Below are 21,111 nucleotides of genomic sequence, written 5' to 3'. Positions count from 1 at the left end.
CGGGCTGGGTCAGCCCTGCCCGGGAACAACGCGATCCAGAAGCGCGTCTATTTCCGACCAGTTTTCCAATTCCAGCCTGACCGGTAACGTCAGCACGTCTTGGCGCATGTCTTGTGGCAGGCGCACGGCGTCTTTTTCCGTCGTCACAAGCTGCGCGCCCAAACGCTTGGCGTCCATCGAGAGGCGCGTCAAAAGCTGGGGCGAAAATGGTTGGTGATCGGCCAGTGCCTCGCAGTGCAAAAGCGTTGCACCAAGCCCGCGCAAGGTGGCAAAGAACTTCTCAGGATGGCCAATCCCCGCAAATGCAAGAAACGGTGTTTGGGTCCAGTCCATCCCCGTCGGCAGCGGATTTAGGGCGCCGCGCACATGGGGCCGCGAGATCGCATGGCCCCATGTGTCGGAGAACGCTTTTTGTGCATTTGCGCCTCCGATCGACAATAGAACATCTGCGCGCGCAAGGCCGGGCGCAACAGGTTCGCGCAATGGGCCCGCAGGAATGCAGCGTCCGTTGCCAAAGCCGCGCTGGGCATCCACCACCACGATCGAAGCATCTTTGACAACGGATGGGTTTTGAAATCCATCGTCTAGCAAGATCACTTTGGCCCCGCCCTCAGCCGCGGCCTTGACGCCTGCAGCCCGGTCCTTGGCGACCCAAGTGGGCGCAAAAGCCGCAAGCAACAATGGTTCGTCGCCGGTCTGCTCCGCGCTGTGTGTGCGTTCGTGAACTTCGACAGGCCCGTCCAGACTTCCACCGTACCCGCGCGAAACAACGTGCGGCGAAAGGCCTTTCGATTGCAGGTGATGCACTAGCGCGATTGTCGTCGGAGTTTTGCCGGTGCCGCCAGCATTGATGTTGCCGATACAGATCACCGGAACTGGTGCCCGATAGGCATTTGAGGTTTGGGAGATGCGGCGGCTGGTTGTGGCAGCATAAAGCCTTCCAAGAGGCGCCAGAAGGGTAGATTGCCAACCAGGTGAGCTTGGCGGATTGGTCCAGAACAGAGGGGGTTTCAATGTGCGGCCTCCTGTTCGTCGAGCAACCTCTGAGCGTGGGCGACAATTGTATCAGTGACCTCGGCAGTTTGGGAAATCACCTGCCACCCTGCATGCGCCATAGCGGCCAGCTGATCGGGTGCGGCCAGTTGAATGAGCGCCGTAGCGAGGCTGTCGGCGTCTCGCACAATTCGCGCGGCACCGGCATTGGCCAGGCGCGTGTAGCTGTCCAGATGATTGCGCACCGAAGGACCATAAAGCACGGCAGAGCCAAGTGCCGCAGGTTCCAGTGGGTCGCGACCACCGTGGCCAGACACCAGAGATGATCCTACAAAACTGACCGGCGCAATGCGATACCAAAGCCCCAGTTCTTGCGACGATTCCGCAAGCACCACCTGAGTATCCCGCTGCGGGAACGCACCGTCATCCCAATAGGCCACGCGCCAATTCTGTTCGACAATCTGGCGGTCAATCACTGCGACCTGCGTAGGTGAGTCGGGCACCACCGCCAATAGAAGGCGATGAGAAAGCCGCAGCGCGGCTCTGTAGGCGGTCAAGACGGCGGGCATTTCCTCGGGTTGCACCCGAGCCGCCAACCAAACAGGCCGCCCGGCCAAAGTTTCACGCAGGTCTTCGAGATCACTGTCGACACACCCCAGTGCCGGGGCTTCTTCAGTCAGCGGTCCGCTGGCCCGAACCTCGACCGTCTCAGGCAAAATGGAGCGGAAGCGTGATTGGTTGGCGGGCGTGTCTGCGAGAATGATAGAAAAACGCGCGAGCGTGGCCCGAATGGGTTCGGGGCCGACACGCCATCGTTTGTTTTCGAGCATCGGAGATCCCGGTTCCAACAGCATCGCAGGCATACGCTCAGCGCTCGCCACAATAAGCGCGGTGCGAAGCCATTTCCCAAGCCAGATTAACAAATCAGGCTGCCAGTGCTCGAGAAAATCCTTGATGTCGTCGGGATTTTCACCGGGGCATTCTTGCCAGATCGCACCTTCCGGCAGGCTCTGGGTCGGCGCGGCGTCGCCAGCAGTGGTGATTAGAACTTTCGGTGTGTCACCCCGTACATGGGCCAAACGCAGACCCAGTTGGGCAAGGCTGCGGACGCGAGCGGGGTCTGAGCAGTGCAGCCAGATCAACTCCCCTTTGGGTCGGTTGGTGATGCTCGGTTTGAACCTGCGTGGCTGACGGCGGGCAAATGCCAAATATGCTGTCAGCCCGAGCGAGCGCGGCATCGTCGACTTTAACCGAGTTCTTCGGTGGAAGAGGCTTCGGCAGCCTCGTTGCGAAGGCGATGTAGATGCGCGATGAAGTAACGCATATGGGCGTTGTCCACGGTGCGCTGGGCTTCGGCCTTCCACGCATCATAGGCCGACTGGTAGTCAGGAAAAATGCCAACTACGTGGATGTCGTCCACATCTTTGAATGCCGTTTTGGTCGGGTCAATAAGTTCGCCGCCAAAAACAAGGTGCAAGCGTTGCGCCATCGTGGATCTCCTTTGAGATGCTGTGTTCTTGCGCAAACTAATCGCGATAGCATCGGGCCTCAAGGGTAGACCTGATCAACGCCCCGCAATCCGTCATCAAAGTCAAAGAGGGTTAACAGGCGCGAGCGCATCGCAAATCTGGCGATGCAAAGGAACCCCTCCTGCGACCACACCGTTTAGCCGCGGGTCGGGTTTGTTGAACACAAGCGGTTGTGCCATCCGGTCAGACACCGCAGCTCCAGCCTCGCGTAGAATAAGATCACCGGCGGCGATGTCCCACTCCCATGTCGGGCGCAACGTCAGCATGGCGTCAAAGCGCCCCTGTGCGACAAGCGCCAACCTATAGGCCAACGAAGGGCGATAACCGAGGGCAAAGTCCGGTGCCTTGTCGCGCCAAAGGTCGGAATGCATAACGGGTCGCGCGGCCAATACGCTGGCGTCGACCATTTGCTCCTGATCCGTTGCCGTGATCGGTTCGTTGTTCAGAGTTGCGCCATTGCCAAGGGCGGCGGCATAGATTTTGTCGCGCATCGGCAGGAAAACAACGGCGGCAGTGACCTGACCACGTTCGGCAATCGCAAGCGAGTGCGCCCATGTGCTGGAGCCATCGATAAAGCTGCGGGTTCCGTCGATCGGATCGATGATAAAAACACGCTCGGCGTCTTGGCGTTCTGGTCCGTCGCTGCTTTCTTCGCTGAGCCAGCCGTAGTCAGGGCGTTCGCTGCGCAGGGTGGTTTCCAGCATATCGTTCACAGCGAGGTCGGCCTCTGTTACAGGGCCGGCACCGTCCGGTTTATGCCAGGTTTCGGCTTTGGGTCCGGTGTAGCGCATGGCGATACGACCGGCTTCTTGTGCTGCATCTAGCAGGAGTTGAAGATCACGCGCCGGCAAGGGTGAGCCCCTCGATCAACAAAGACGGGACAGGTCGCGACAGGTGCTGGCGAGCGTCATTGGCTGGGATCAGGGAGCGCATCATCTCCTGCAGGTTTCCTGCGATGGTGCATTCGTTCACCGCAAATGTGATCTCGCCATTTTCGACCCAGAAACCGGAGGCGCCACGGGAGTAATCGCCCGTATTGGGGTTAATGGTGGAGCCGATCATCGAGGTGACCAGAAGGCCGGTGCCCATATCCTGCAACAATTCGGCGCGGGTCTTGTCGCCTTGCGTCATCGAAACGTTCCAGTTGGACGGCGAAGGCGGGCCCGAAACGCCTCGCGCAGCGTTGCCTGTGGATGCCATGCCAAGCTTGCGGGCATTGGCGAGATCCAACGTCCATCCCGTCAACACGCCGTTTTCGATGATGGCACGGCGTCGAGTGGGCAGGCCTTCTGCGTCAAACATGCGAGAGCCGGTCACGCGCGGGCGATGGGGCTCTTCGATCACCGACATCGTCGCAGGCAAGACCTGAGCCCCGAGTTTTTCGCGCAACCATCCGGAACCGCGCGCCACAGTGGCACCGTTGGCAGCGGCCAGCAGGTGGCCAAGCAGAGAGCTGGAGATACGCTCGTCAAACAGCACCGGAAATGTTCCGGTTTGCGGTTGTCGGGCGTTCAGGCGATCGACAGCACGTTGACCGGCGGATTGGCCTATGTCGGCAGCTGTGCGCAAGTCGGTTTGAAACACGCGGCTGTCGCCATCGTAGTCCCGTTCCATCCCGTCGCCTGTGCCGGTGATGGCCGTGCAATAGGTGCCGCGGCTTGTGCGGCGATAGCCGCCTGAAAATCCGTTGCTGGCCGCCAACCAGACATCATTGGCGGAATAGCCTGCGGTTGCGGATTGCACCTGCGTGACGCCGTTCACAGCCAACGCTGCGGCTTCGCTCGCGAGAGCGTCGTCCTGTAGTGCAGCAGGGTTCGGTTCTGCAGAGGGGTCTGCAAGTTCCAACGTATTGGAGTCGCGGTTTTTAGTAAGTTGATCTGTGTCCGCGAGGCCCACATAGGGATCCTCCGGCGCCTCTTTCGCCATGGCAACGGCGCGTTCCGCCATCTCTCGGATGGCATCTGGGCGGGCATCGGAAATCGATACATTGGCTTGACGTTTTCCGACCAGAACTCGTAGCCCCAGATCCAGACCTTCGGAGCGTTCGGCCTGCTCAAGAGCACCGGCACGCACCTCGATGGAAAGAGATGTACCAGCCACAACGATGGCGTCGCTGGCCTCGGCGCCCGCGGTGCGGGCGGCGTCCAAAAGCTGTTGGGTCAGGGCTTGTGGGGAGTCTGCCATCGTGTCCTCGCTGCGTGTTTCAACTGAGTTAGACCTCGTGGCCCCACAGCGCAAGCCGCCACCAAAAAAGGAGGCCATAAAAACAGCCTCCCGCTTGGCCGATTGGCCAGATCAGGCCTATGACGCTATTTCAACCGCTGGCCGTTGGCGAGCACGTGGCCCTGTTCGTTCACCTCTATGCGCGACGTCAGTTGGTCCTCGCCCTGCGGCACCGTGAACATGCCCAACATCATGCGCGCCGGCATGGCCTGTTCCGCCGGCAACAGGCCCATGGTGATCAACTTATCGATCAGTCCATTGATCCCGTTGATTTCCAGATCAACCGCCCCTTCAGGACGCGGGAAACCGTCAAAGGAAATCATATCCGAGTTGTCGAAGGTGAAGCTCCCGGTGCCTGAAATATCCGCGCCCGCTGCGCTTAGCTTCAGGGTGTCGATCGTCACTGCGTTCAGTTCACCCGGGATCTCAGACATGTTTTCGTCCAATGTGACAAGGTCCTCAAACACTGTGGCGCGGCCGGACAGGCCAACCACCAACGAAGCCGCATCACGTGGCAAAACCGCACCCGGGTCAAACATGTTCCACAGGAAGTCGGACAGGCTGATATCGTTGAACTTAAGGCTCAGGCCAAAGTCCTGTTCCTCTTCAGAAGCCTTGAGCGGCATGGTGAAACCATATCCCAACTCGCCAAATGCAACATCGATGGGCAGTGGCACATCCGGCGACATGACAGTAGCCGCTACGTCACTGATTTCGCCGCCATAGGACACCAACGCATCGCTCATTTCGAGATCAATTGCGCCCGCGCCAGTGGTGAGGTTGATCTGACCGGGGCCTTCTTCGTCTTCAAAAGCTGCGGCCAGCGCTGCGCTTTGCATGGTGAAGCCGGACATGAGGTCAAGCCCTTCGACAAACATGGTGGAGGGATTTCCCGTGAGGCTACCAAACGGCAGGGTGCCTTCGGACTTTCCCTTTAGGCCAATCATCGCAATCGTCAAATCAATGATGCCGCCGGACTCGGGGTCAACGCCTTTGACCATAATATTCAGCTGTTCTGCGGTCATCGCGTCCTTGCTGAAGGAGCTTTCGCCTAAAGAAACCTGGGAGGTGCCTGCGATATCGTCCACAGAGATCTTGCCGTCCAGGTCATCAATCTGGGCACCATCCACGCTCAAGTCCAGCAGCGTCCATGCGATATTCTCGGCGTTGTAAGTGTAAACAATTGCTTCGGGTGTGCCGGAGGCCACGGTTGTCAGTCCCTGATGAGACATTTCAAGAGTGGCCGCCACATCCTCGGTGCCATCACTAAAGGCAAGGCTGAGGGGTAATCCGCTCGCCAGTGTTACCGAAACGGTGCCATCACCGTTTTCTGCAAATGCCATTTCCCCCATTGTGACAGAGGCTGTGCCGCCGTCCTCGGGCATATCCATGGTCAGTTCGATATTCTTAATCACCAGGTTGCCGTTGCCGGCTTCCTCTGTCGCGGTCAGGTCGTAGCCGACCTCTTCCATGTAAGCTTGCCAATTGGCCCAGACGTCCTGAGCTGTGACGTCCGCCATTGCTGGCCCGCACAAAAGAGCCAGACCGGCGGTGGTGGCGAGCATACGTTGGCGTGGGAAAATACTCATGATGAATGTTCCTCGATAAATATGACCTTCCAAAGGTCTTCTGAACGCGGGCGGTCGTCAAGGCGAAAGGCTGGACCATTGCGGACTGGCGCAGTAGCAATTGGGCGCAATAGAATGCGGGAGAGCGATATGTCTGATGTAACCGGAAAAACAGTAATGATCACCGGCGCGAGTCGCGGTATCGGCGAAAGCGCGGCACGGGTGTTTGCCGCTGCGGGGGCCAATGTGGTGTTGACGGCACGCGGTGGCGCCGCGATTGAGGCGATAGCAGCGGAGATTGGTGACGCAGCGCTGGCCGTGACCTGCGACGTCGCGGATTACTCGCAAGTTGAGGCTGCGGTTGCAGCCGCTGTGGCCAAGTTTGGCGGCGTGGATATCCTGATCAATAACGCTGGTGTCGTGGAGCCGATTTCGCATTTGGATCAATCAGATCCAGCCGAATGGGGGCAGGTGATCGATATCAATCTCAAGGGCGTTTACCACGGCTTGCGGGCTGTTATGCCGGTGATGGAAAAGGCTGGTGGCGGCTCGATCCTAACCATCAGCTCCGGTGCGGCGCATGGACCGGTTGAAGCCTGGAGCCACTATTGTGCCTCCAAGGCGGCCGTCAATATGTTGACCCGTTGTGTGCACAAGGAAGCAGGGGAAAAAGGCATCCGTGCGATTGGCCTGAGCCCTGGCACCGTGGCCACCCAAATGCAGCGAGAGATCAAGGCAAGCGGCATCAATCCTGTTAGCAAGCTGGAGTGGACCGATCACGTGCCGCCGGAATGGCCCGCAAAGTGTCTGCTTTGGATGTGCTCTGCCGAAGCCGATGGTTGGCTGGGTGATGAGATTGCCCTTCGGGATGAAGACATCCGCCGCAAGGTTGGCCTCATATGATCGATCTGATCAAGGAGCCATCGGGGCTGTGGGTGGTGACCATCAACCGCCCCGATAAAGCGAACTCTCTGACCCTTGCGATGCTGACTGAATTGGCAGAAATTGCCGAGAGCGCACAAGCGGCCCGCGTGTTGGTAATCACTGGAACAGGCAAGGTTTTTTCCGCTGGCGCCGATCTGGATGAGGCCCGTGCGGGCCTCGCCACCAGTGATGTCTGGGAGCGTCTGTCAGGCGCGATTGCCAGCTTGCCAGGGCTGACGATTGCGGCCCTCAACGGAACGCTTGCTGGCGGTGCGATGGGAATGGCGCTGGCGTGTGACATCCGTTTAGCGGTGCCGGAAGCAAAGTTTTTCTATCCGGTGATGAAGCTTGGATTTCTACCGCAGCCGTCTGATCCGAAACGTATGGCGTCTCTGATAGGGCCGGCGCGCACCAAGTTGATCCTGATGAGTGGTCAGAAAGTCACCGCCGCCGATGCGCTCTCTTTTGGTCTGGTAGACCGAATTGTGGATCGCGATCAGTTGCTTGCCGAGGCTCATTCTATTTCAGAGCACACGCTTGCGGCCAAACCTGAGATTGCAGCCAGCATTAAGGCAATGTGCGACAGGCAATAGGCTGACGGCGCTTTCAGAGCGCCGTTAACCAATCGCGAAGTCGCAGCGAATCCGAATTCGGCAACGCGTCTGCAAAACGTCGGTATTGCGTAGGTGCCAACTCCGCGCTGTCCAAAAGTTTGCGCAACGCGCGGCGCTCTCCGTCGGGTGCTTGCGAAGCCTGCAGATTGGTGCAGCGATGAGGTCACGCCTCTCGCTTTCCCCCGACTTGCCCATTGAGTTGATGTCGCCAAGCGGGCAAGAGGAATGTCAGGTTAGTTTTGCGAGAGGCCCGGATGGAGCGTTCAGTGATCGTTGAGAACTTGCTGGCAAAAGTTGCCGAGCTTTGGGACATCGCGCAGGGGTGGTTGCTGTCGCCCGCCGCATGGTCGCAATTTGCGCTGTTGGTGGTGGCTTATGTTGCGGCTCTGTTTGTGGCCAAGAAGCTGCGCCCTTTGCTCAACAGATTGCTGACGCCAGCTGCGGACGCGGAGACTTATCTCGCTCGAGCGCGCAGGTTTGTGGCGATGTTCCTGCCACTTCTTTTACCGCTGCTGGCTTATGCGTTCATCGGGATCGGAGAGACCGCCACCCGTGCGATGTTTGGATCTGGCGCTGTGATTGCCTTTGGCAAACGTGTGTTCCTGTTCATTGCGGTGCGCATATTGGTGAAGGAAATCATCAATGATCCAGTGATGAAGGTGCTGGGGCGGTATATCCTTGTGCCGATTGCCGGTCTGTATGCGCTGGGCATTCTGGATGAAGTCATGGCTTATCTGGATGCCACGGTGGTACCGTTGGGCAATCTGTCGTTCTCGGTGTTGTTTGCCATTCGCTTTGTGCTGGTGGCAGGCGCGATTTTCTGGTTCGGACGCTGGTCCAACGATCAGTCCAGCCAGTTCATCAAAAGTCAGGATGAAATGCGCCCCGCCATGCGCGAGCTGGCGGCCAAAACCATAGAGATCGCAATCTTTGGCGTCGCGTTCCTGTTGGTGATGAACATCATGGGCATATCGCTGACGTCGCTGGCGGTTCTGACCGGTGTGATTGGTGTTGGCCTTGGCTTTGGTCTGCAAAAGATTGCCTCCAACTTTATCTCGGGTGTGATCCTTCTGCTCGAAGGGCAAGCCACGGTCGGCGACTATGTCGAACTGGACGGGGGCGAGGCGGGCACGATCATCAAGATGACCGCGCGGGCGACCATTCTGGAAACCTACGACGGGCGCTGGATCGTGGTGCCAAACGAGGATTTTATCACCACACGGGTGGTGAACTATTCCGACAGCGGGTCTGCCAATCGCTATGAGGCGGATTTTTCGGTCAGCTATGACACCGACATCAACCGTGTGCCTGCGATCATCGAGGCGGCTGTGGCCAAACATCCCGGTGTGCTGGACAAGCCCTTTCCGCCGGATTGCGAATTGCGCGGGTTTGGCGACAGTGGCGTGGATTTCTCGGTGGAATTCTGGGTCGAAGGTATTGATGACGGTAAGAATAAATTCCTGTCCGATGTGCTGTTCCTGATCTGGAATGCGCTCAAGGACGAAGGCATCCAGATCCCTTATCCGCATCGGGTTGTGGAGTTGAAAACACCCTTGCCAACATCGTGAGCGATGCGCTGGTCATAGGGGCCGGCCCTGCGGGGTTGATGGCGGCGGAAGTGTTGTCTGCTGCGGGACATTCGGTGGTGGTGGTCGAGACCAAGCCGTCTGTGGGGCGCAAGTTTCTGATGGCGGGCAAGTCGGGCCTGAACCTGACCAAAGATGCGCCGTTTGAGGCTTTCCTAAATGCATATGAAGAGGCCGCACCGGTGTTGCGACCCATGTTGGAGGCCTTTGGGCCGACGCAAGCCGTCGCTTGGGCCGAAGGGCTGGGACAGGAGATGTTCACCGGCTCGTCCGGGCGGGTGTTTCCCAAGGCGATGAAGGCGTCGCCGTTGTTGCGGGCGTGGCTTGGGCGACTGGATGCGCAGGGTGTAGAGGTTCGGACGCGATGGCGCTGGATTGGGGGCGCCTATCGTTTTGAGACGCCCGAGGGCGTGCAGGAGATCACGCCCAAGGTCTGCGTGTTGGCCTGTGGCGGGGCGAGCTGGGCGCGGTTGGGGTCGGATGCGGCTTGGTCGGGCTGGATCGATGCGCCGCTGACGCCGTTTCAACCGGCCAATATGGGGTTTGAGGTCGCGTGGTCGCCGCATATGGCCAAGCATTTTGGCACGCCAGTGAAAAACGTAGAGCTGCAGGTGGGCGCAAACCGCGTGCGCGCAGAGTTTGTGATTTCGGCGCGAGGGCTGGAAGGCGGCGGGATCTATGCGGTGTCGCGCATGATGCGGGATGGGCAGGCGTTGACGCTGGACCTGCTGCCGGACATGTCGCCAGAGGCTGTGCGGGCAAAATTGGCGAAGCCGCGCGGCAAAGCGAGCCTGACAAATTTCCTGCGCAAAGTGTTGAAGCTGCCGCCCGAGAAGCTGGCGTTGCTGATGGAGTTTGCGCGACCGCTGCCTGACGATCTGGCGGCGGTTCTGAAAGCGCTGCCGGTGACCCATGCGGGGCCAAGGCCAATGGATGAGGCAATCAGCACTGCAGGCGGTCTGCGGCTGGACGCTTTGGATGAGGCGCTGATGATGCGCGACCGTCCTGGCGTTTTCGCGGCCGGCGAAATGCTGGACTGGGAGGCGCCGACGGGCGGCTATCTGCTGACGGCCTGTTTGGCAACGGGGCGCTGGGCGGGCGACGGGGCGGTGAAATACCTGTCCAGATCGCCAACCGCATAAAGCCGCCCCGCCCAGAATTACTTTTTGATTTTCTCAAGCAAGGTTCGAAACGCCGGACGTGCACGGGTTTCCTGAATATAAGCAAGCAGATCCTCATTGTCGGTCGGGAAGCCCGCGACTTTGGCCCACGTGGCACATTGGGTGAGGATGATGTCGGGCAGGGTGAACATGTCGCCCATCATGTAGGCGCCGCGCTTGCGGGACATGACGGTTTTCATGTTGCGGCTGTATTCCCATTTCAGGCTGTCTTTGACCTCGGGCACACGCTTGTCTTTGGGCAGAACGAAGCTGTGGCGGCTGGCGGTCCAGAGCGGGCTTTCGATCTCGTCCAGAATCATTAGCGTGAGGCTGTCCTGATGAGCGCGCTCGAGCGTGCCTGCGGGATAGGTCAGCGCGCCGTGTTTGTCCGCGAGGTAGGTGAGGATTGCGGTGCTGTCGGTGATGACCGCGTCGCCGTCACGCAGAACGGGAATTTTGCCGGAGGGGTTGAGTTCGCGGACCATGTCGCTTTGCGGCTGCTCTGGGATGTAGGTGTAAGGCTGGCCGAGTTCCTCAAGCATCCACATCACGCGAAAGGCGCGGCTGGTGGAACTTCCGATGACGTCATACATAGTGATCCTCCCTGTTGGCGACAGAGTGCCAAGGGCGAGAGGGTTGCACAAGCGTTGGTTGCGATCGGTGACGTTCGGTCTTGTTGGGTGTCTTGACCGCTAGCGGCGAGCCAGCATGGCCATGCGCAAAAACAACCGTTCCACAAGCGCCATGTCGGGAGCGTGTTGGCCAGCGGAGCGCAATTTTAAGTCGGTATCCGTCAAGCCGGTCAGCGCCTGTTCCAGTTTCGGCGCGCCCCAGCCGGAGGCCTGACGCAGCATGCGGTCACGGCGGGGGCCAAAGATTGGCGGACGCATACGGGCAATACCGGCAGAGGCGCCGCCGGGATCAGAGGCGGCGGTATAAAGCGCGCGGAAGTGGCGGGTGGCGGCGATCAGAAGCGCCACGGGGTTGGTGCCCTGAGCCTGAAGCTTACGCAGGATCGGGCCGAGTTCCTCGGCGCGGCCTTCGGCGACGATGTTGAGAATGTCGTCAAGCGCGGCCTCGGTGGAGACAGGCGCGCAGGCGGCGACGTCATCGCTGCTGACCGGCAGGTCGTCGTTGAGTTTATAGAGTGCGAGTTTTTCGACGGTTTGGCGAAAATCTCCGGGATCGAGTTCACGCGACAGGTTGAAGAGATCGGTCATCGCCTCAGGTTCGATGTTTTTCAGACCGGCAGAGGTCAGGTCGGACTCGATTTCCTCGCGGCTGGGCGGGTCGTTGTAGATGCCCACAGCATAAGTGCGGGCGTGGTTTTCGAAGGCTTTGCGGATTTTTGAACTGGCTTTCAGTTGACCGGCGGTCACGACGATTTGTGCATCGCCATGCGACCAATCCTCTAGCGCGGCAAGGATTGCAGGTGCGGCGGTGTCGTTTGCGTCTTCAACAAAGGCCACGCGGGGGCCGGGGAAGAAGCTGATTTCCTTGACGGCGTCGTGCAGCTTGGCCTTGTCCTTGCGCAGCTCAGCACCGGGAATGCGGGTCAGGCGCATTTCTTCTTCGCCTTTCGGGCCAATCAGGGCGGCGATCAATTCCTGCCGTTTTAGCGCCACGCGCATGGCGTCTGGCCCATAGATCAGAACGCCGGTGCGGTCTGGATCGGGTTTGCCAAAGTAGCGGTTTGCGTCGCGGCTGGAGAGCTTCATAGGGCGTTGGTGGTCGCGTAGGCTTGCAGTTCGGCAACGATGCGGTCCGCCAAGATCACCATCAGGCGCTCGTAGGCATCGGCCTCGGCTGCGACCTCGGACACGGTGGAGCCGCTGGCAGAATAGCCCACAAAGCTGTTGATCGTGTTGGTGGTCAGCACCTCTTTGGTGTCGAGATCACGCAGCGCGTAGGTGACTTCGCCCAAGATATCAAAGCGTGATGTGACCTGAGCGACTGTTTTGCCCACTGCCTTGCTTTCGGTGGCGACAGAGTACGACAGGCCAAAAGTTTCGCCGCCAGAGGTGCGGCCAAGCCGGTCTTCGAGTTCGCGCACCAGAAGGTAGCTGTTGTTGTCGTTGGGTTCATCCATGGCGATCCGATCCAGAAGGCCGGATGCGGCGCCTTGGGTACCATAGACAGGTTCAAAGCCGCAGCCCGCCAACGTGGGGGCGGCGGCTGCGGTGAGCAGAAGAAAGCCGCGTCGGTTCATCGTTGTCCCGTTAGAAAGGGATCGTTTTTCGCTGCCTTTCGCCTTTGGCGCAAACGCAGAAAACCGATGCTGTATTTTGTTCATAACGGGAAACGATTTAGATGACGACATTCACAATCCGGCCGGGGACAACGATGAGTTTCTTAGGCTGGGCCCCTTCCAGCCGGCTGGAGACAGCTTCGTGGGCCAGCGCCAGTTTTTCAACCTCTTCTTTCGGCAGATCCTTGGCAACGGTGATTTCGCCACGGCGTTTGCCGTTGATCTGGATCGGCAGGGTGACTTCGGCTTCGACCAGCATCGCCTCGTCCGCGACGGGCCAAGGTGCGTGGATCACAAGGCCTTCGCCGCCCAGCATCTGCCAAATGTCCTCAGAGAGGTGGGGCGTCATTGGCGCCATTAGTTGCGCGAGCGCGCGTGCTGCGGTGCGTTTGGCGTCGCCGCCGGCCTTGGATTTCGCCAGCGTGTTGGTGAAGCCATAAAGCTTGGCGATGGACGCGTTGAAGCCGAAGCTTTCCACCCCAAGCGTCACGTCGCGGATCGCTTTGTGGGTTTCGCGTAGCAGCTCTTGGTCGTCCTGTGCGGTGCCTTCGGGCATCTCGGCGATGTCACAGGCGATGCGGTGCACGCGCGAAAGGTGCTTGAAAGAGGCCTCGGCGCCAGAGGCTGTCCATTCTACGTCACGCTCGGGCGGGCTGTCGGACAGAACAAACCAACGGGCGGTGTCGGCACCGAAAGCGGTGATGATATCGACGGGGTCCACGACGTTGTTTTTCGACTTTGACATTTTTGCCGATGGCACGATGTCGACCTCGGAGTCGTCTTCCTTGAGGAAGGCCTTGCCATCGCGCAGTTCGACCTGTTCGGGGTAGTAGTAGGTCGGGCGGCCGCTCTGGTTTTCGCGTTTGTAGATCGCGTGTGTCACCATGCCTTGGGTGAAGAGCGCGTCAAAAGGCTCTTTGGCGGTTTCTGGCAGGTGGCCGCAGATGTGCATCGCGCGGGCAAAGAAACGCGAATACAAAAGGTGCAGGATCGCATGCTCGATGCCGCCGATGTATTGGTCGACGTTCATCCAGTAGGCGGCGTCTTCGGCCACGGTGGGCGTGTCGGCCTTGGGCGCGGTGAAGCGGGCGAAGTACCACGAGCTGTCCACAAAGGTGTCCATCGTGTCGGTCTCGCGTTTCGCGGGCGCGCCACAGGATGGGCAGGCACAGTCGCGCCATGTCGGGTGGCGGTCCAGCGGGTTGCCGGGCACGGAGAAGTCGATCGGCTTGCCGCCTTCGTCATAGGGCAATTCGATCGGCAGGTTTTCTTTTTTCTCCGGAACCACGCCACAGCTGTCACAATGCACGACCGGGATTGGGCAACCCCAATAGCGTTGACGGGACAGGCCCCAATCGCGCAGGCGGAAGTTGGTGACGCCTTTGCCCCAACCGGCCTTTTCGGCGAAGTCGATGGTGACGTCGATGGCCTCTTGGCCGGTGGCCTCATCCAATCCGGCGAAGTGGTTGACCCATTTCACCTTTTCTTCTTTGCCGGGCACGAAAGCGGTTTTGTCCACGGGCGTCTGGTCGTCCATTGCAAAGAAGGTGTCGACCACGGGCAAGTCATACTTGCGGCAGAAGTCGAGGTCGCGCTGATCGTGCGCGGGGCAGGCGAAGATCGCGCCGGTGCCGTAGTCCATCAGGATGAAGTTGGCGATCCAGACCGGCAGTTCCCAATCAGGGTTCAGCGGGTGTTTCACGCGGATGCCGGTGTCATAGCCGAGTTTCGGCGCGGTCTCGATGGCTTCCTCTGTCGTGCCGCCCTTGCGGCACTCGGCGAGGAATTCGGCCAACTCGGGGTTGTCTTGCTCCAGTTCCTTGGAGATCGGGTGATCCGGCGAGATGCCGACAAACGACGCGCCCATGAGCGTGTCGGGGCGGGTGGTGTAGACGGTGATCGGCTCGCCTGCGTCGGTGCGCTCAAAGCCGAATTCCAGACCGCGCGATTTGCCGATCCAGTTTTCCTGCATCAGGCGCACTTTGGCGGGCCAGTTGTCCAGACCTTCAAGCGCGGTCAGCAGCTCGTCGGAATGTTCAGAGATTTTGAAGAACCACTGTGTGAGTTCACGCCGTTCTACCAAAGCACCAGAGCGCCAGCCGCGGCCGCCTTCGACCTGCTCGTTGGCCAGAACGGTCATGTCGACCGGATCCCAGTTCACGACGGCGTTCTTGCGATAGACCAGCCCTTTGTCGAGGAAATCGAGGAAGAGGCTTTGTTGCTGGCCGTAGTAATCCACGTCACAGGTGGCAAACATGCGTGACCAATCCAGCGACAGGCCCAGCGGCTTCATCTGCTCGACCATCGTGTCGATGTTGGAATAGGTCCAATCCTTGGGGTGACCGCCCGAGGCCATCGCGGCGTTTTCAGCAGGCATGCCAAAGGCGTCAAAACCCATCGGGTGCAACACGTTATGACCCGTCGCCATTTTGTGGCGCGCGATCACATCACCCATCGTGTAGTTGCGCACGTGACCCATGTGCAGTTTGCCCGACGGATAAGGGAACATCTCTAGCACATAGTATTTCGGCTTGGATTCATCGCGAACGGCCTTGAAGGTCTCGTTCTTTGCCCAAGCGGCTTGCCAGTTGGCTTCGATTTCGGCGGGTGTGTAGCGCGACATGGGTGGCACCTGTATATATAGAGTCTCGTCCGCAATTTGCGGCGCAGTTCGGGCAAGGTGATAGGCGGGCTTGGCGTCGCGGTCCAGTGCCGAGCCGTGAAAATGCGCGCGTTGCGGGCTTACGGGTGCGAGAATCTGCGATATACAGCCCAATAGAGTGCAAATTTGCAGGCGAGCAGAATGAAAATCCTCTTCATCCATCAGAACTTTCCCGGGCAGTTCAAACATCTGGCACCGGCGCTTGTTGAGCGCGGGCATGAAGTTGTGTCGCTGACACTGCGGGTGAAGAAACCCGGTGAGTGGAACGGTGTGCGGCTGCTGCCTTATGAGATCAAGCGCAAGCCGTCCAAGGGTCTGCATCCGTGGTTGGTGGATTTTGAAACCAAGATGCTGCGGGCTGAAAGCTGTTTTGTGGCGGCGCGGCGGTTGCGGGACGAAGGATTCACACCGGATGTCATTGTCGCCCATCCCGGATGGGGAGAGCCGATGTTTCTGCGGGATCTTTGGCCAACCGCGCGCATCGGTCTTTATTGCGAGTTGTACTATGGCGGCGTCGACACGGACGTGGGGTTTGATCCGGAGTTTCCGAGGGTGGAGCCGGAAAGTGAGGCGATCCGCCTGCGCCTGAAGAATATGAACAACAAAATGCATCGCGGCGTGGCGGATTTGGGCATTAGCCCGACCGAGTTTCAGGCCGGCACCTATCCCGAGGAGTGGCGCAAGATCATTTCGGTCATTCATGACGGAATCGACACCAATGTGGTGAAGCCTGATCCTGAGGCGACGTTTTCCTTGGAGGGCGGGCAGGTTCTGACGCGCAATGATGAGGTGATCACATTCGTGAATCGTAACCTTGAGCCATATCGCGGCTATCATGTGTTTATGAGGGCGCTGCCGAAGTTACTGAAAGAACGGCCCAACGCGCAGGTTCTGATCGTTGGGGGGGATGAGGTCAGCTATGGCGCGGCGCCACCCAAAGGGCAGACGTGGAAACAGAAATACATCGACGAAGTGCGCGGACGCATCCCGACGCCGGATTGGGAGCGGGTGCATTTCTTGGGCAAGGTGCCTTATGACCGTTTCCTGTCGATGCTGCAGATCACCCGTGCGCACGTCTATTTGACCTATCCCTTTGTGCTGAGCTGGTCGCTGATCGAGGCCATGGCCATCGGTGCGCCGATTGTGGCCAGTGACACGGCGCCGTTGCGCGAAGTGATCAGCCATGGTGATACCGGCCGCCTGTTCCCGTTTTTTGACGGCGACCAGATGGTGGCCGAAGTGTGCAAAGTGCTGGATGATCCTGACATGCGCGCCCACATGGGGGCGGCTGCGCGGGCATTTGCGGTGGCAGGGTATGACCTTGAAGGCCAATGTTTGCCGAAGCAGGTGCAGTGGATCGAACAGCTTTATGCCATGACACCGGGCAAGGTGACGCCCTGAGGGTGCGGCGCGGGCAGCAAAAAGGCCGCCCTGCGTGGCGGCCTTTGTTTTGGCTTGTTAGATGTCGTCGCGTTAAATGCGGTTAGAATTTGCTGTCTGATATCCGCAGCTGGCGCGCGCGTGTCAGGATGGCATCTTCAACGGCGCGGGCGGTGCCTTCGGGCACAGCGCGTCCACCACGGGTTTGCAGCGCCACATTCAGCGAGCGGGCATCCAGAGCGGCGTCACGGATATAAATAGTTGCGCGATAGCTGCGCCCGCCACCGGGCGGTGTGCCGTAGCCGGTAGAGATCACGCCGGAAAACGGATCCACGGTTTGAATGGGCAGGAAGTTCAGGACTTCGATAGAGGCGGCCCAGAGGTATTTGTTCACGCTCAGCGTCAGGTCGCTGTTGTCTGGGCCAAAGAGGTTCCAGATGGACTCCGATGATCCGTTTTCGTCGGCATAAAGACCGTCAATTGGGTTGCCGACGTCGTCGCGGCGTTCCAGTTCACGGTGTGTGGTGGTGGACGCACCTTTGTTCCGGTTTCCACAGGCACTTGTCACAGCAAGCGCGCCCAACAGAAAAATCATTGCCGTGCGGCGAAGTAGGTCCATGATCCAGCCCTTAGAAACAATCTGTTACTGTCCTAGCCAAGCCTGCCGCATTGGGCAAGATTAATAGTCGTATTGGTGTCAATGCGCCCTTTATAGGTGTAATGTCACGGCAGCACCTGTCAGAGGCCTCGAAAATTGAGTGTGACATGTCTGCACCATTTCTATGTGCAATGCGGAGCGGGTCCTCGGTTTTCTTGCAAAGCGCCCCCCAAAAAAGCGAAACGTGTCGCCATACCCAATCTGGGATTCTCCGGATTGGGCGCATGAATTGAAAAACCGAGGGAAAAACTATGAAAAACGTTCTCTTCGCAACCACCGCGCTGATCGCAACAGCGGGCATGGCTGCAGCAGAAATCAACTTTGGCGGTTCCGCACGTTTTGGTGTCATCTATGACGGTGACAACACAGCAACTGACGAACTGGCCATCCACAACCGTTTCACTCTGAACATCGATGGTTCTGTTGAAACAGACACCGGCATCGAGTTCTTCGCACGTGTTCGTGTACGTGGCGGCAACACCGGCACAGCTGGTCTGGGTAACTCCGGCGTATCCGCACCTCGCGTTGGTATGTCCGTAGCTGGCTTCACAGTTGCAACAGGTAACATCCTGGGCGCTCTGGAAAGCGCACCTGGCATGTACTCCGGCGCAGTTGGCCTGACCGGCCTTGGCTGGGGCAACCTGGTAACCAACTACGGTGATCCAGACACTGGCGCTGGCTACTGGAACTGGGACTCGTTCTCTTCCGCAGGCGCTGGTTCCAACGGTCTTGAAGTGATCTACTCCAACGCTGGTTTCGGCGGTCACGTTTCTTGGTCTGGTAACAACGGCGGCGGCGGCAGTGCCGATCGTATCGCGATCAACCTGTCCTACAACTTCGGTGACTGGACTGTTGCTGCGGCTCACCAGTCCCAGAACAACTACGACGCGACTGTTCTGACTGTTGGTGGTTCCTTTGGTGACTTCGGTGTTGGCTTTGCTTACGCTGACAACGAATTCGGCGACGTGGACAAGTTCCGCATCAACGGTTCCTACTCCTTCGGTTCCGGCACAACTGTAACCGCTTACATCGCGGACGAAGACCTCCCTGGCGCCGACACCCTTTGGGGTCTGGGCTTCACTCACTCGCTGGGTGGCGCAGTTCTGGCCGGTGGTGTTGTTGGTCAAGCCGACGGCGAAAACCTTGCCGACCTGGGTGTTCGTTTCTCGTTCTAATTCAGAACGACAAACACCTCATAGAGAGGGGCAGAACTTCGGTTCTGCCCCTTTTCTTTTGTCTGGCCGGTTCTTTTGTCCGGCAGGTGAGTCGGGCACCCGCATTTCACGGGACAGAAACAGGCTGGCGACGCAGAGTGCCTGCCTTGCCGGCGTGAGTCGGCGGCCACAGGCTATTTAGAATTAAGGACATTTTTTGGGGAATTCGGCCATTTCTGACAGGTTCACGGAAAATTAAGCAAACTCTTGCTGACCCCTTGATCCACTTTCCGCCGATCAAATCGCGCCCGGTGTTTCCACCGCGAGAAGGCCATTGAGGTCCTAATAGATCGTTGCAATTACAGCATCACACGCAGTCGGGCTCCTCCGACGAGTGCGTAACTAATCTATTAGGAAGTGTTATGAAAAACCTACTCCTCGCCTCTACGGCGCTTGCACTGTCGGCTGGCGTTGCCGCGGCTGACATCACCTTCTCCGGCGAAGCTCGCTTTGGTGGTCTCTATGACTCCACAGATACAACTGACGACTTCAACGTTCACACTCGTTTCCGGTTGAACATCGACGCAACAACCGAAACCGATTCCGGTCTCGAGTTCTTCGCGCGTATCCGTATCCAGAGTGAAACTGATGATAAAAGCGGCACTCACAGCAACGGCATCTCCGCTCCTCGCGTTGGCATGCGTTACAACGGTGTGGAAGTTGCGGTGGGCAACATCCTTGGTGCGATCGAAGAAATGCCAGGTCTGTATGACGGCGAAGTTGGTCTGACCGCGCTGGGCGACATGAGCGTTGTGGCTATGACGTCTGTAAATGATTTCGACTGGGATGACTTCTCGTCCACCGGTGGCGGATCCAACGGTGCCGAAGTGATCTACTCAAACGGCGCATTCAGGGGTCACCTGTCCCACAGCGAAACCAGCGGTCGTACCGCTTTGAACGTTGCCTACACTACCGACACATGGTTTGTCGCAGCGGGTTACCAAGATGGTGGCCTGACTAGCGAGGACAAAACCCTCGTGACTGGTGGCTTTACTTTTGCTGATAACTACAAGATCGGCATCGGTTACGGCGACAACGATGGTGTCGACAAATGGCGCCTGAGCGGAGACGCTCGGGTGGGCTCGGGCACAGTCGTGACAGCGTTTGTTGCTGAAGAAGACATAGCATCCAGCAAAACCATGTGGGGTCTGGGCTTTGTGCATGACCTCGGTGGTGCAGAGCTCGTTGGCGGTGTTGTCGGCGACGAAGATGGCGAAAACCAAGCCGATTTGGGTGTGCGTTTCTCCTTCTGATCAACTCAACATTTCGAGATTGGGGCGGGCCTTGGCCTGCCCCTTTTTTGTGGCCTTTGCACAACATCTTTGCACCTGCAGCATGTGGGCCGTTGCCTCTGGACACGCATTTTGAGAGTATATCTTCATCAAAAGAACTCCTTTGAACTCCCCAGATTATTGGATTCCCCATGAAACATCTCCTCCTTACATCGACAGCTCTGGTTCTGTCCGCAGGCGTTGCGGCAGCAGAGATCAACTTTGGCGGCTCGGCCCGTTTTGGTATCGTTTATGACGACTCCGCAGCGAATGAGGTTAAGCTCCACAACCGATTCACACTGAACATCGACGGGTCGGCTCAAACCGACACAGGCATTGAATTCTTTGCACGTGTTCGCGTTCGTGGTGAAAACGAAGGTGTCAGCGGTCTCTCATCCTCCGGCATTTCCGCGCCGCGCGTTGGTCTGCGCGTTGGCAATTTTGAATTCGCAACAGGCAATATCAAGGGTGCGATCGAAGAGATGCCCGGCCTGTATGACGGCGAAATTGGCCTGACGGCCTTTAATGACCCGACAGCGGTTGCGGTCACAAACCGCACCGGCGGCAACTATGACGCCTTCAGCTCGGCTGGTAGTGGTTCAAACGGTGCTGAAGTCATCTATTCCAACAGCGGCTTTATGGGCCACCTGAGCTACGGTTCCTCGACTGAGTTGACCGCTCTGGTTCTGGCTTATGAAGGCAGCAACTGGTTTGTGTCTGGTGCTTATCAGGACGGTCCTCTCGCGATTGACGAAAAGCTGCTGCTGATCGGTGGCGCCGAATTTGGCAACTTTAGCGTTGGCGCTGGTTACGGTGACAACGACGGCACCGACAAATGGCGCCTGCACGGCACTGTTCAGGTTGGGTCCGGCACCGACATCACGGCCTTTGTGGCGGATGACGAAAGCGGCACAGACACTCTTTGGGGGCTGGGCTTCACCCACTCTCTGGGCGGCGCGGTTCTTGCGGGAGCTGTGCACGGCAACGAGCTGGGTGCCACGCTTGCCGACCTTGGTGTGCGTTTCCAATTCTGATCGGTTCTTGATCAAAACACATAGCGAAAGGCAGGGCTTCGGCTCTG

At 58.6% G+C, this 21,111-nt stretch carries 19 protein-coding genes; 8 read left to right on the top strand and 11 right to left on the bottom strand.

Translation table 11 applies throughout. The features are described from left to right. Positions 1-9: 9 nt before the first annotated feature. The 6 genes from lpxK to PG871_RS19230 form a co-directional block, all read right to left on the bottom strand. A complete protein-coding gene (gene lpxK, locus PG871_RS19255) occupies positions 10-1,014 on the bottom strand; it encodes a tetraacyldisaccharide 4'-kinase (RefSeq protein ID WP_270732533.1) in 1,005 nt (334 codons plus the stop codon). Next, positions 1,011-2,231 carry a 3-deoxy-D-manno-octulosonic acid transferase gene (locus PG871_RS19250; RefSeq protein WP_270732532.1) on the bottom strand — a complete coding sequence of 407 codons (1,221 nt, stop codon included), beginning with the start codon at positions 2,229-2,231 and terminating at the stop codon, positions 1,011-1,013. Before PG871_RS19250 ends, lpxK begins: the two co-directional genes overlap by 4 nt. Before the next feature lie 8 nt (positions 2,232-2,239). Next, positions 2,240-2,482, bottom strand: coding sequence for a DUF4170 domain-containing protein (locus PG871_RS19245; RefSeq protein WP_270732531.1), 243 nt, complete (start codon positions 2,480-2,482; stop codon positions 2,240-2,242). Between the two features lie 102 nt (positions 2,483-2,584). After that, on the bottom strand, positions 2,585-3,373 hold the full coding sequence (locus PG871_RS19240) for a 3'(2'),5'-bisphosphate nucleotidase CysQ (protein WP_270732529.1): 789 nt from the start codon (positions 3,371-3,373) through the stop codon (positions 2,585-2,587). Further along, complete coding sequence (locus PG871_RS19235; protein WP_270732528.1) at positions 3,360-4,706, bottom strand: TldD/PmbA family protein; 1,347 nt, start codon at positions 4,704-4,706, stop codon at positions 3,360-3,362. Before PG871_RS19235 ends, PG871_RS19240 begins: the two co-directional genes overlap by 14 nt. A gap of 125 nt (positions 4,707-4,831) precedes the next feature. Beyond that, positions 4,832-6,334: a DUF2125 domain-containing protein gene (locus tag PG871_RS19230; RefSeq protein WP_270732527.1), complete on the bottom strand. Its 1,503-nt coding sequence runs from the start codon at positions 6,332-6,334 to the stop codon at positions 4,832-4,834. Between the two features lie 129 nt (positions 6,335-6,463). Between PG871_RS19230 and PG871_RS19225 the strand changes: the two genes are divergently transcribed. The 4 genes from PG871_RS19225 (at position 6,464) to PG871_RS19210 (ending at position 10,579) form a co-directional block, all read left to right on the top strand. Next, a complete protein-coding gene (locus tag PG871_RS19225; RefSeq protein ID WP_270732526.1) occupies positions 6,464-7,216 on the top strand; it encodes an SDR family oxidoreductase in 753 nt (250 codons plus the stop codon). Beyond that, on the top strand, positions 7,213-7,830 hold the full coding sequence (locus tag PG871_RS19220; protein ID WP_270732524.1) for an enoyl-CoA hydratase/isomerase family protein: 618 nt from the start codon (positions 7,213-7,215) through the stop codon (positions 7,828-7,830). The genes PG871_RS19225 and PG871_RS19220 overlap by 4 nt, the downstream gene beginning before the upstream one ends. A gap of 275 nt (positions 7,831-8,105) precedes the next feature. Beyond that, the gene (locus PG871_RS19215; RefSeq protein WP_270732522.1) at positions 8,106-9,419 is read left to right on the top strand and encodes a mechanosensitive ion channel family protein; all 1,314 of its coding nucleotides are present in this window, start codon (positions 8,106-8,108) and stop codon (positions 9,417-9,419) included. Then, a complete protein-coding gene (locus tag PG871_RS19210) occupies positions 9,416-10,579 on the top strand; it encodes a TIGR03862 family flavoprotein (protein WP_270732520.1) in 1,164 nt (387 codons plus the stop codon). Before PG871_RS19215 ends, PG871_RS19210 begins: the two co-directional genes overlap by 4 nt. Positions 10,580-10,596: 17 nt before the next feature. Here the strand turns inward: PG871_RS19210 and PG871_RS19205 are convergent, their stop codons facing one another. The 4 genes from PG871_RS19205 to leuS form a co-directional block, all read right to left on the bottom strand. Beyond that, positions 10,597-11,190 carry a glutathione S-transferase family protein gene (locus PG871_RS19205; protein ID WP_270732519.1) on the bottom strand — a complete coding sequence of 198 codons (594 nt, stop codon included), beginning with the start codon at positions 11,188-11,190 and terminating at the stop codon, positions 10,597-10,599. 99 nt (positions 11,191-11,289) lie between these two features. Then, positions 11,290-12,315 (bottom strand): DNA polymerase III subunit delta, encoded by a 1,026-nt coding sequence (holA, locus tag PG871_RS19200; RefSeq protein ID WP_270732517.1) that lies wholly within the window; start codon positions 12,313-12,315, stop codon positions 11,290-11,292. Continuing rightward, entirely contained in the window at positions 12,312-12,806 is a 495-nt protein-coding gene (gene lptE, locus PG871_RS19195; protein ID WP_270732515.1) for an LPS assembly lipoprotein LptE, read from the bottom strand. The genes holA and lptE overlap by 4 nt, the downstream gene beginning before the upstream one ends. Before the next feature lie 97 nt (positions 12,807-12,903). After that, positions 12,904-15,468, bottom strand: a complete 2,565-nt coding sequence (leuS, locus tag PG871_RS19190; RefSeq protein ID WP_270732514.1) for a leucine--tRNA ligase — start codon at positions 15,466-15,468, stop codon at positions 12,904-12,906. A gap of 180 nt (positions 15,469-15,648) precedes the next feature. Here leuS and PG871_RS19185 point away from each other — a divergent pair, with 180 nt between their 5' ends. Continuing rightward, positions 15,649-16,908, top strand: coding sequence for a glycosyltransferase family 4 protein (locus PG871_RS19185; RefSeq protein ID WP_270732513.1), 1,260 nt, complete (start codon positions 15,649-15,651; stop codon positions 16,906-16,908). Between the two features lie 82 nt (positions 16,909-16,990). Here the strand turns inward: PG871_RS19185 and PG871_RS19180 are convergent, their stop codons facing one another. Continuing rightward, positions 16,991-17,506: a DUF3576 domain-containing protein gene (locus PG871_RS19180; RefSeq protein WP_270732511.1), complete on the bottom strand. Its 516-nt coding sequence runs from the start codon at positions 17,504-17,506 to the stop codon at positions 16,991-16,993. Between the two features lie 290 nt (positions 17,507-17,796). Here PG871_RS19180 and PG871_RS19175 point away from each other — a divergent pair, with 290 nt between their 5' ends. The 3 genes from PG871_RS19175 to PG871_RS19165 all read left to right on the top strand — a co-directional run bounded on the left by PG871_RS19175 (position 17,797) and on the right by PG871_RS19165 (position 21,064). Beyond that, positions 17,797-18,720, top strand: a complete 924-nt coding sequence (locus PG871_RS19175; RefSeq protein WP_270732510.1) for a porin — start codon at positions 17,797-17,799, stop codon at positions 18,718-18,720. A gap of 401 nt (positions 18,721-19,121) precedes the next feature. Next, positions 19,122-20,012: a porin gene (locus tag PG871_RS19170; protein WP_270732509.1), complete on the top strand. Its 891-nt coding sequence runs from the start codon at positions 19,122-19,124 to the stop codon at positions 20,010-20,012. Positions 20,013-20,182: 170 nt separating this feature from the next. Beyond that, positions 20,183-21,064 carry a porin gene (locus PG871_RS19165; RefSeq protein WP_270732508.1) on the top strand — a complete coding sequence of 294 codons (882 nt, stop codon included), beginning with the start codon at positions 20,183-20,185 and terminating at the stop codon, positions 21,062-21,064. The last annotated feature ends 47 nt before the right edge of the window (positions 21,065-21,111 follow it).

This window comes from Shimia sp. Alg240-R146 (genome assembly GCF_947331465.1).
In the GTDB taxonomy this organism is placed as follows: Bacteria; Pseudomonadota; Alphaproteobacteria; order Rhodobacterales; family Rhodobacteraceae; genus Shimia.
The sequence above is the reverse complement of the archived record's forward strand: the minus strand, read 5'-3'. Positions and strand labels throughout refer to the sequence as shown.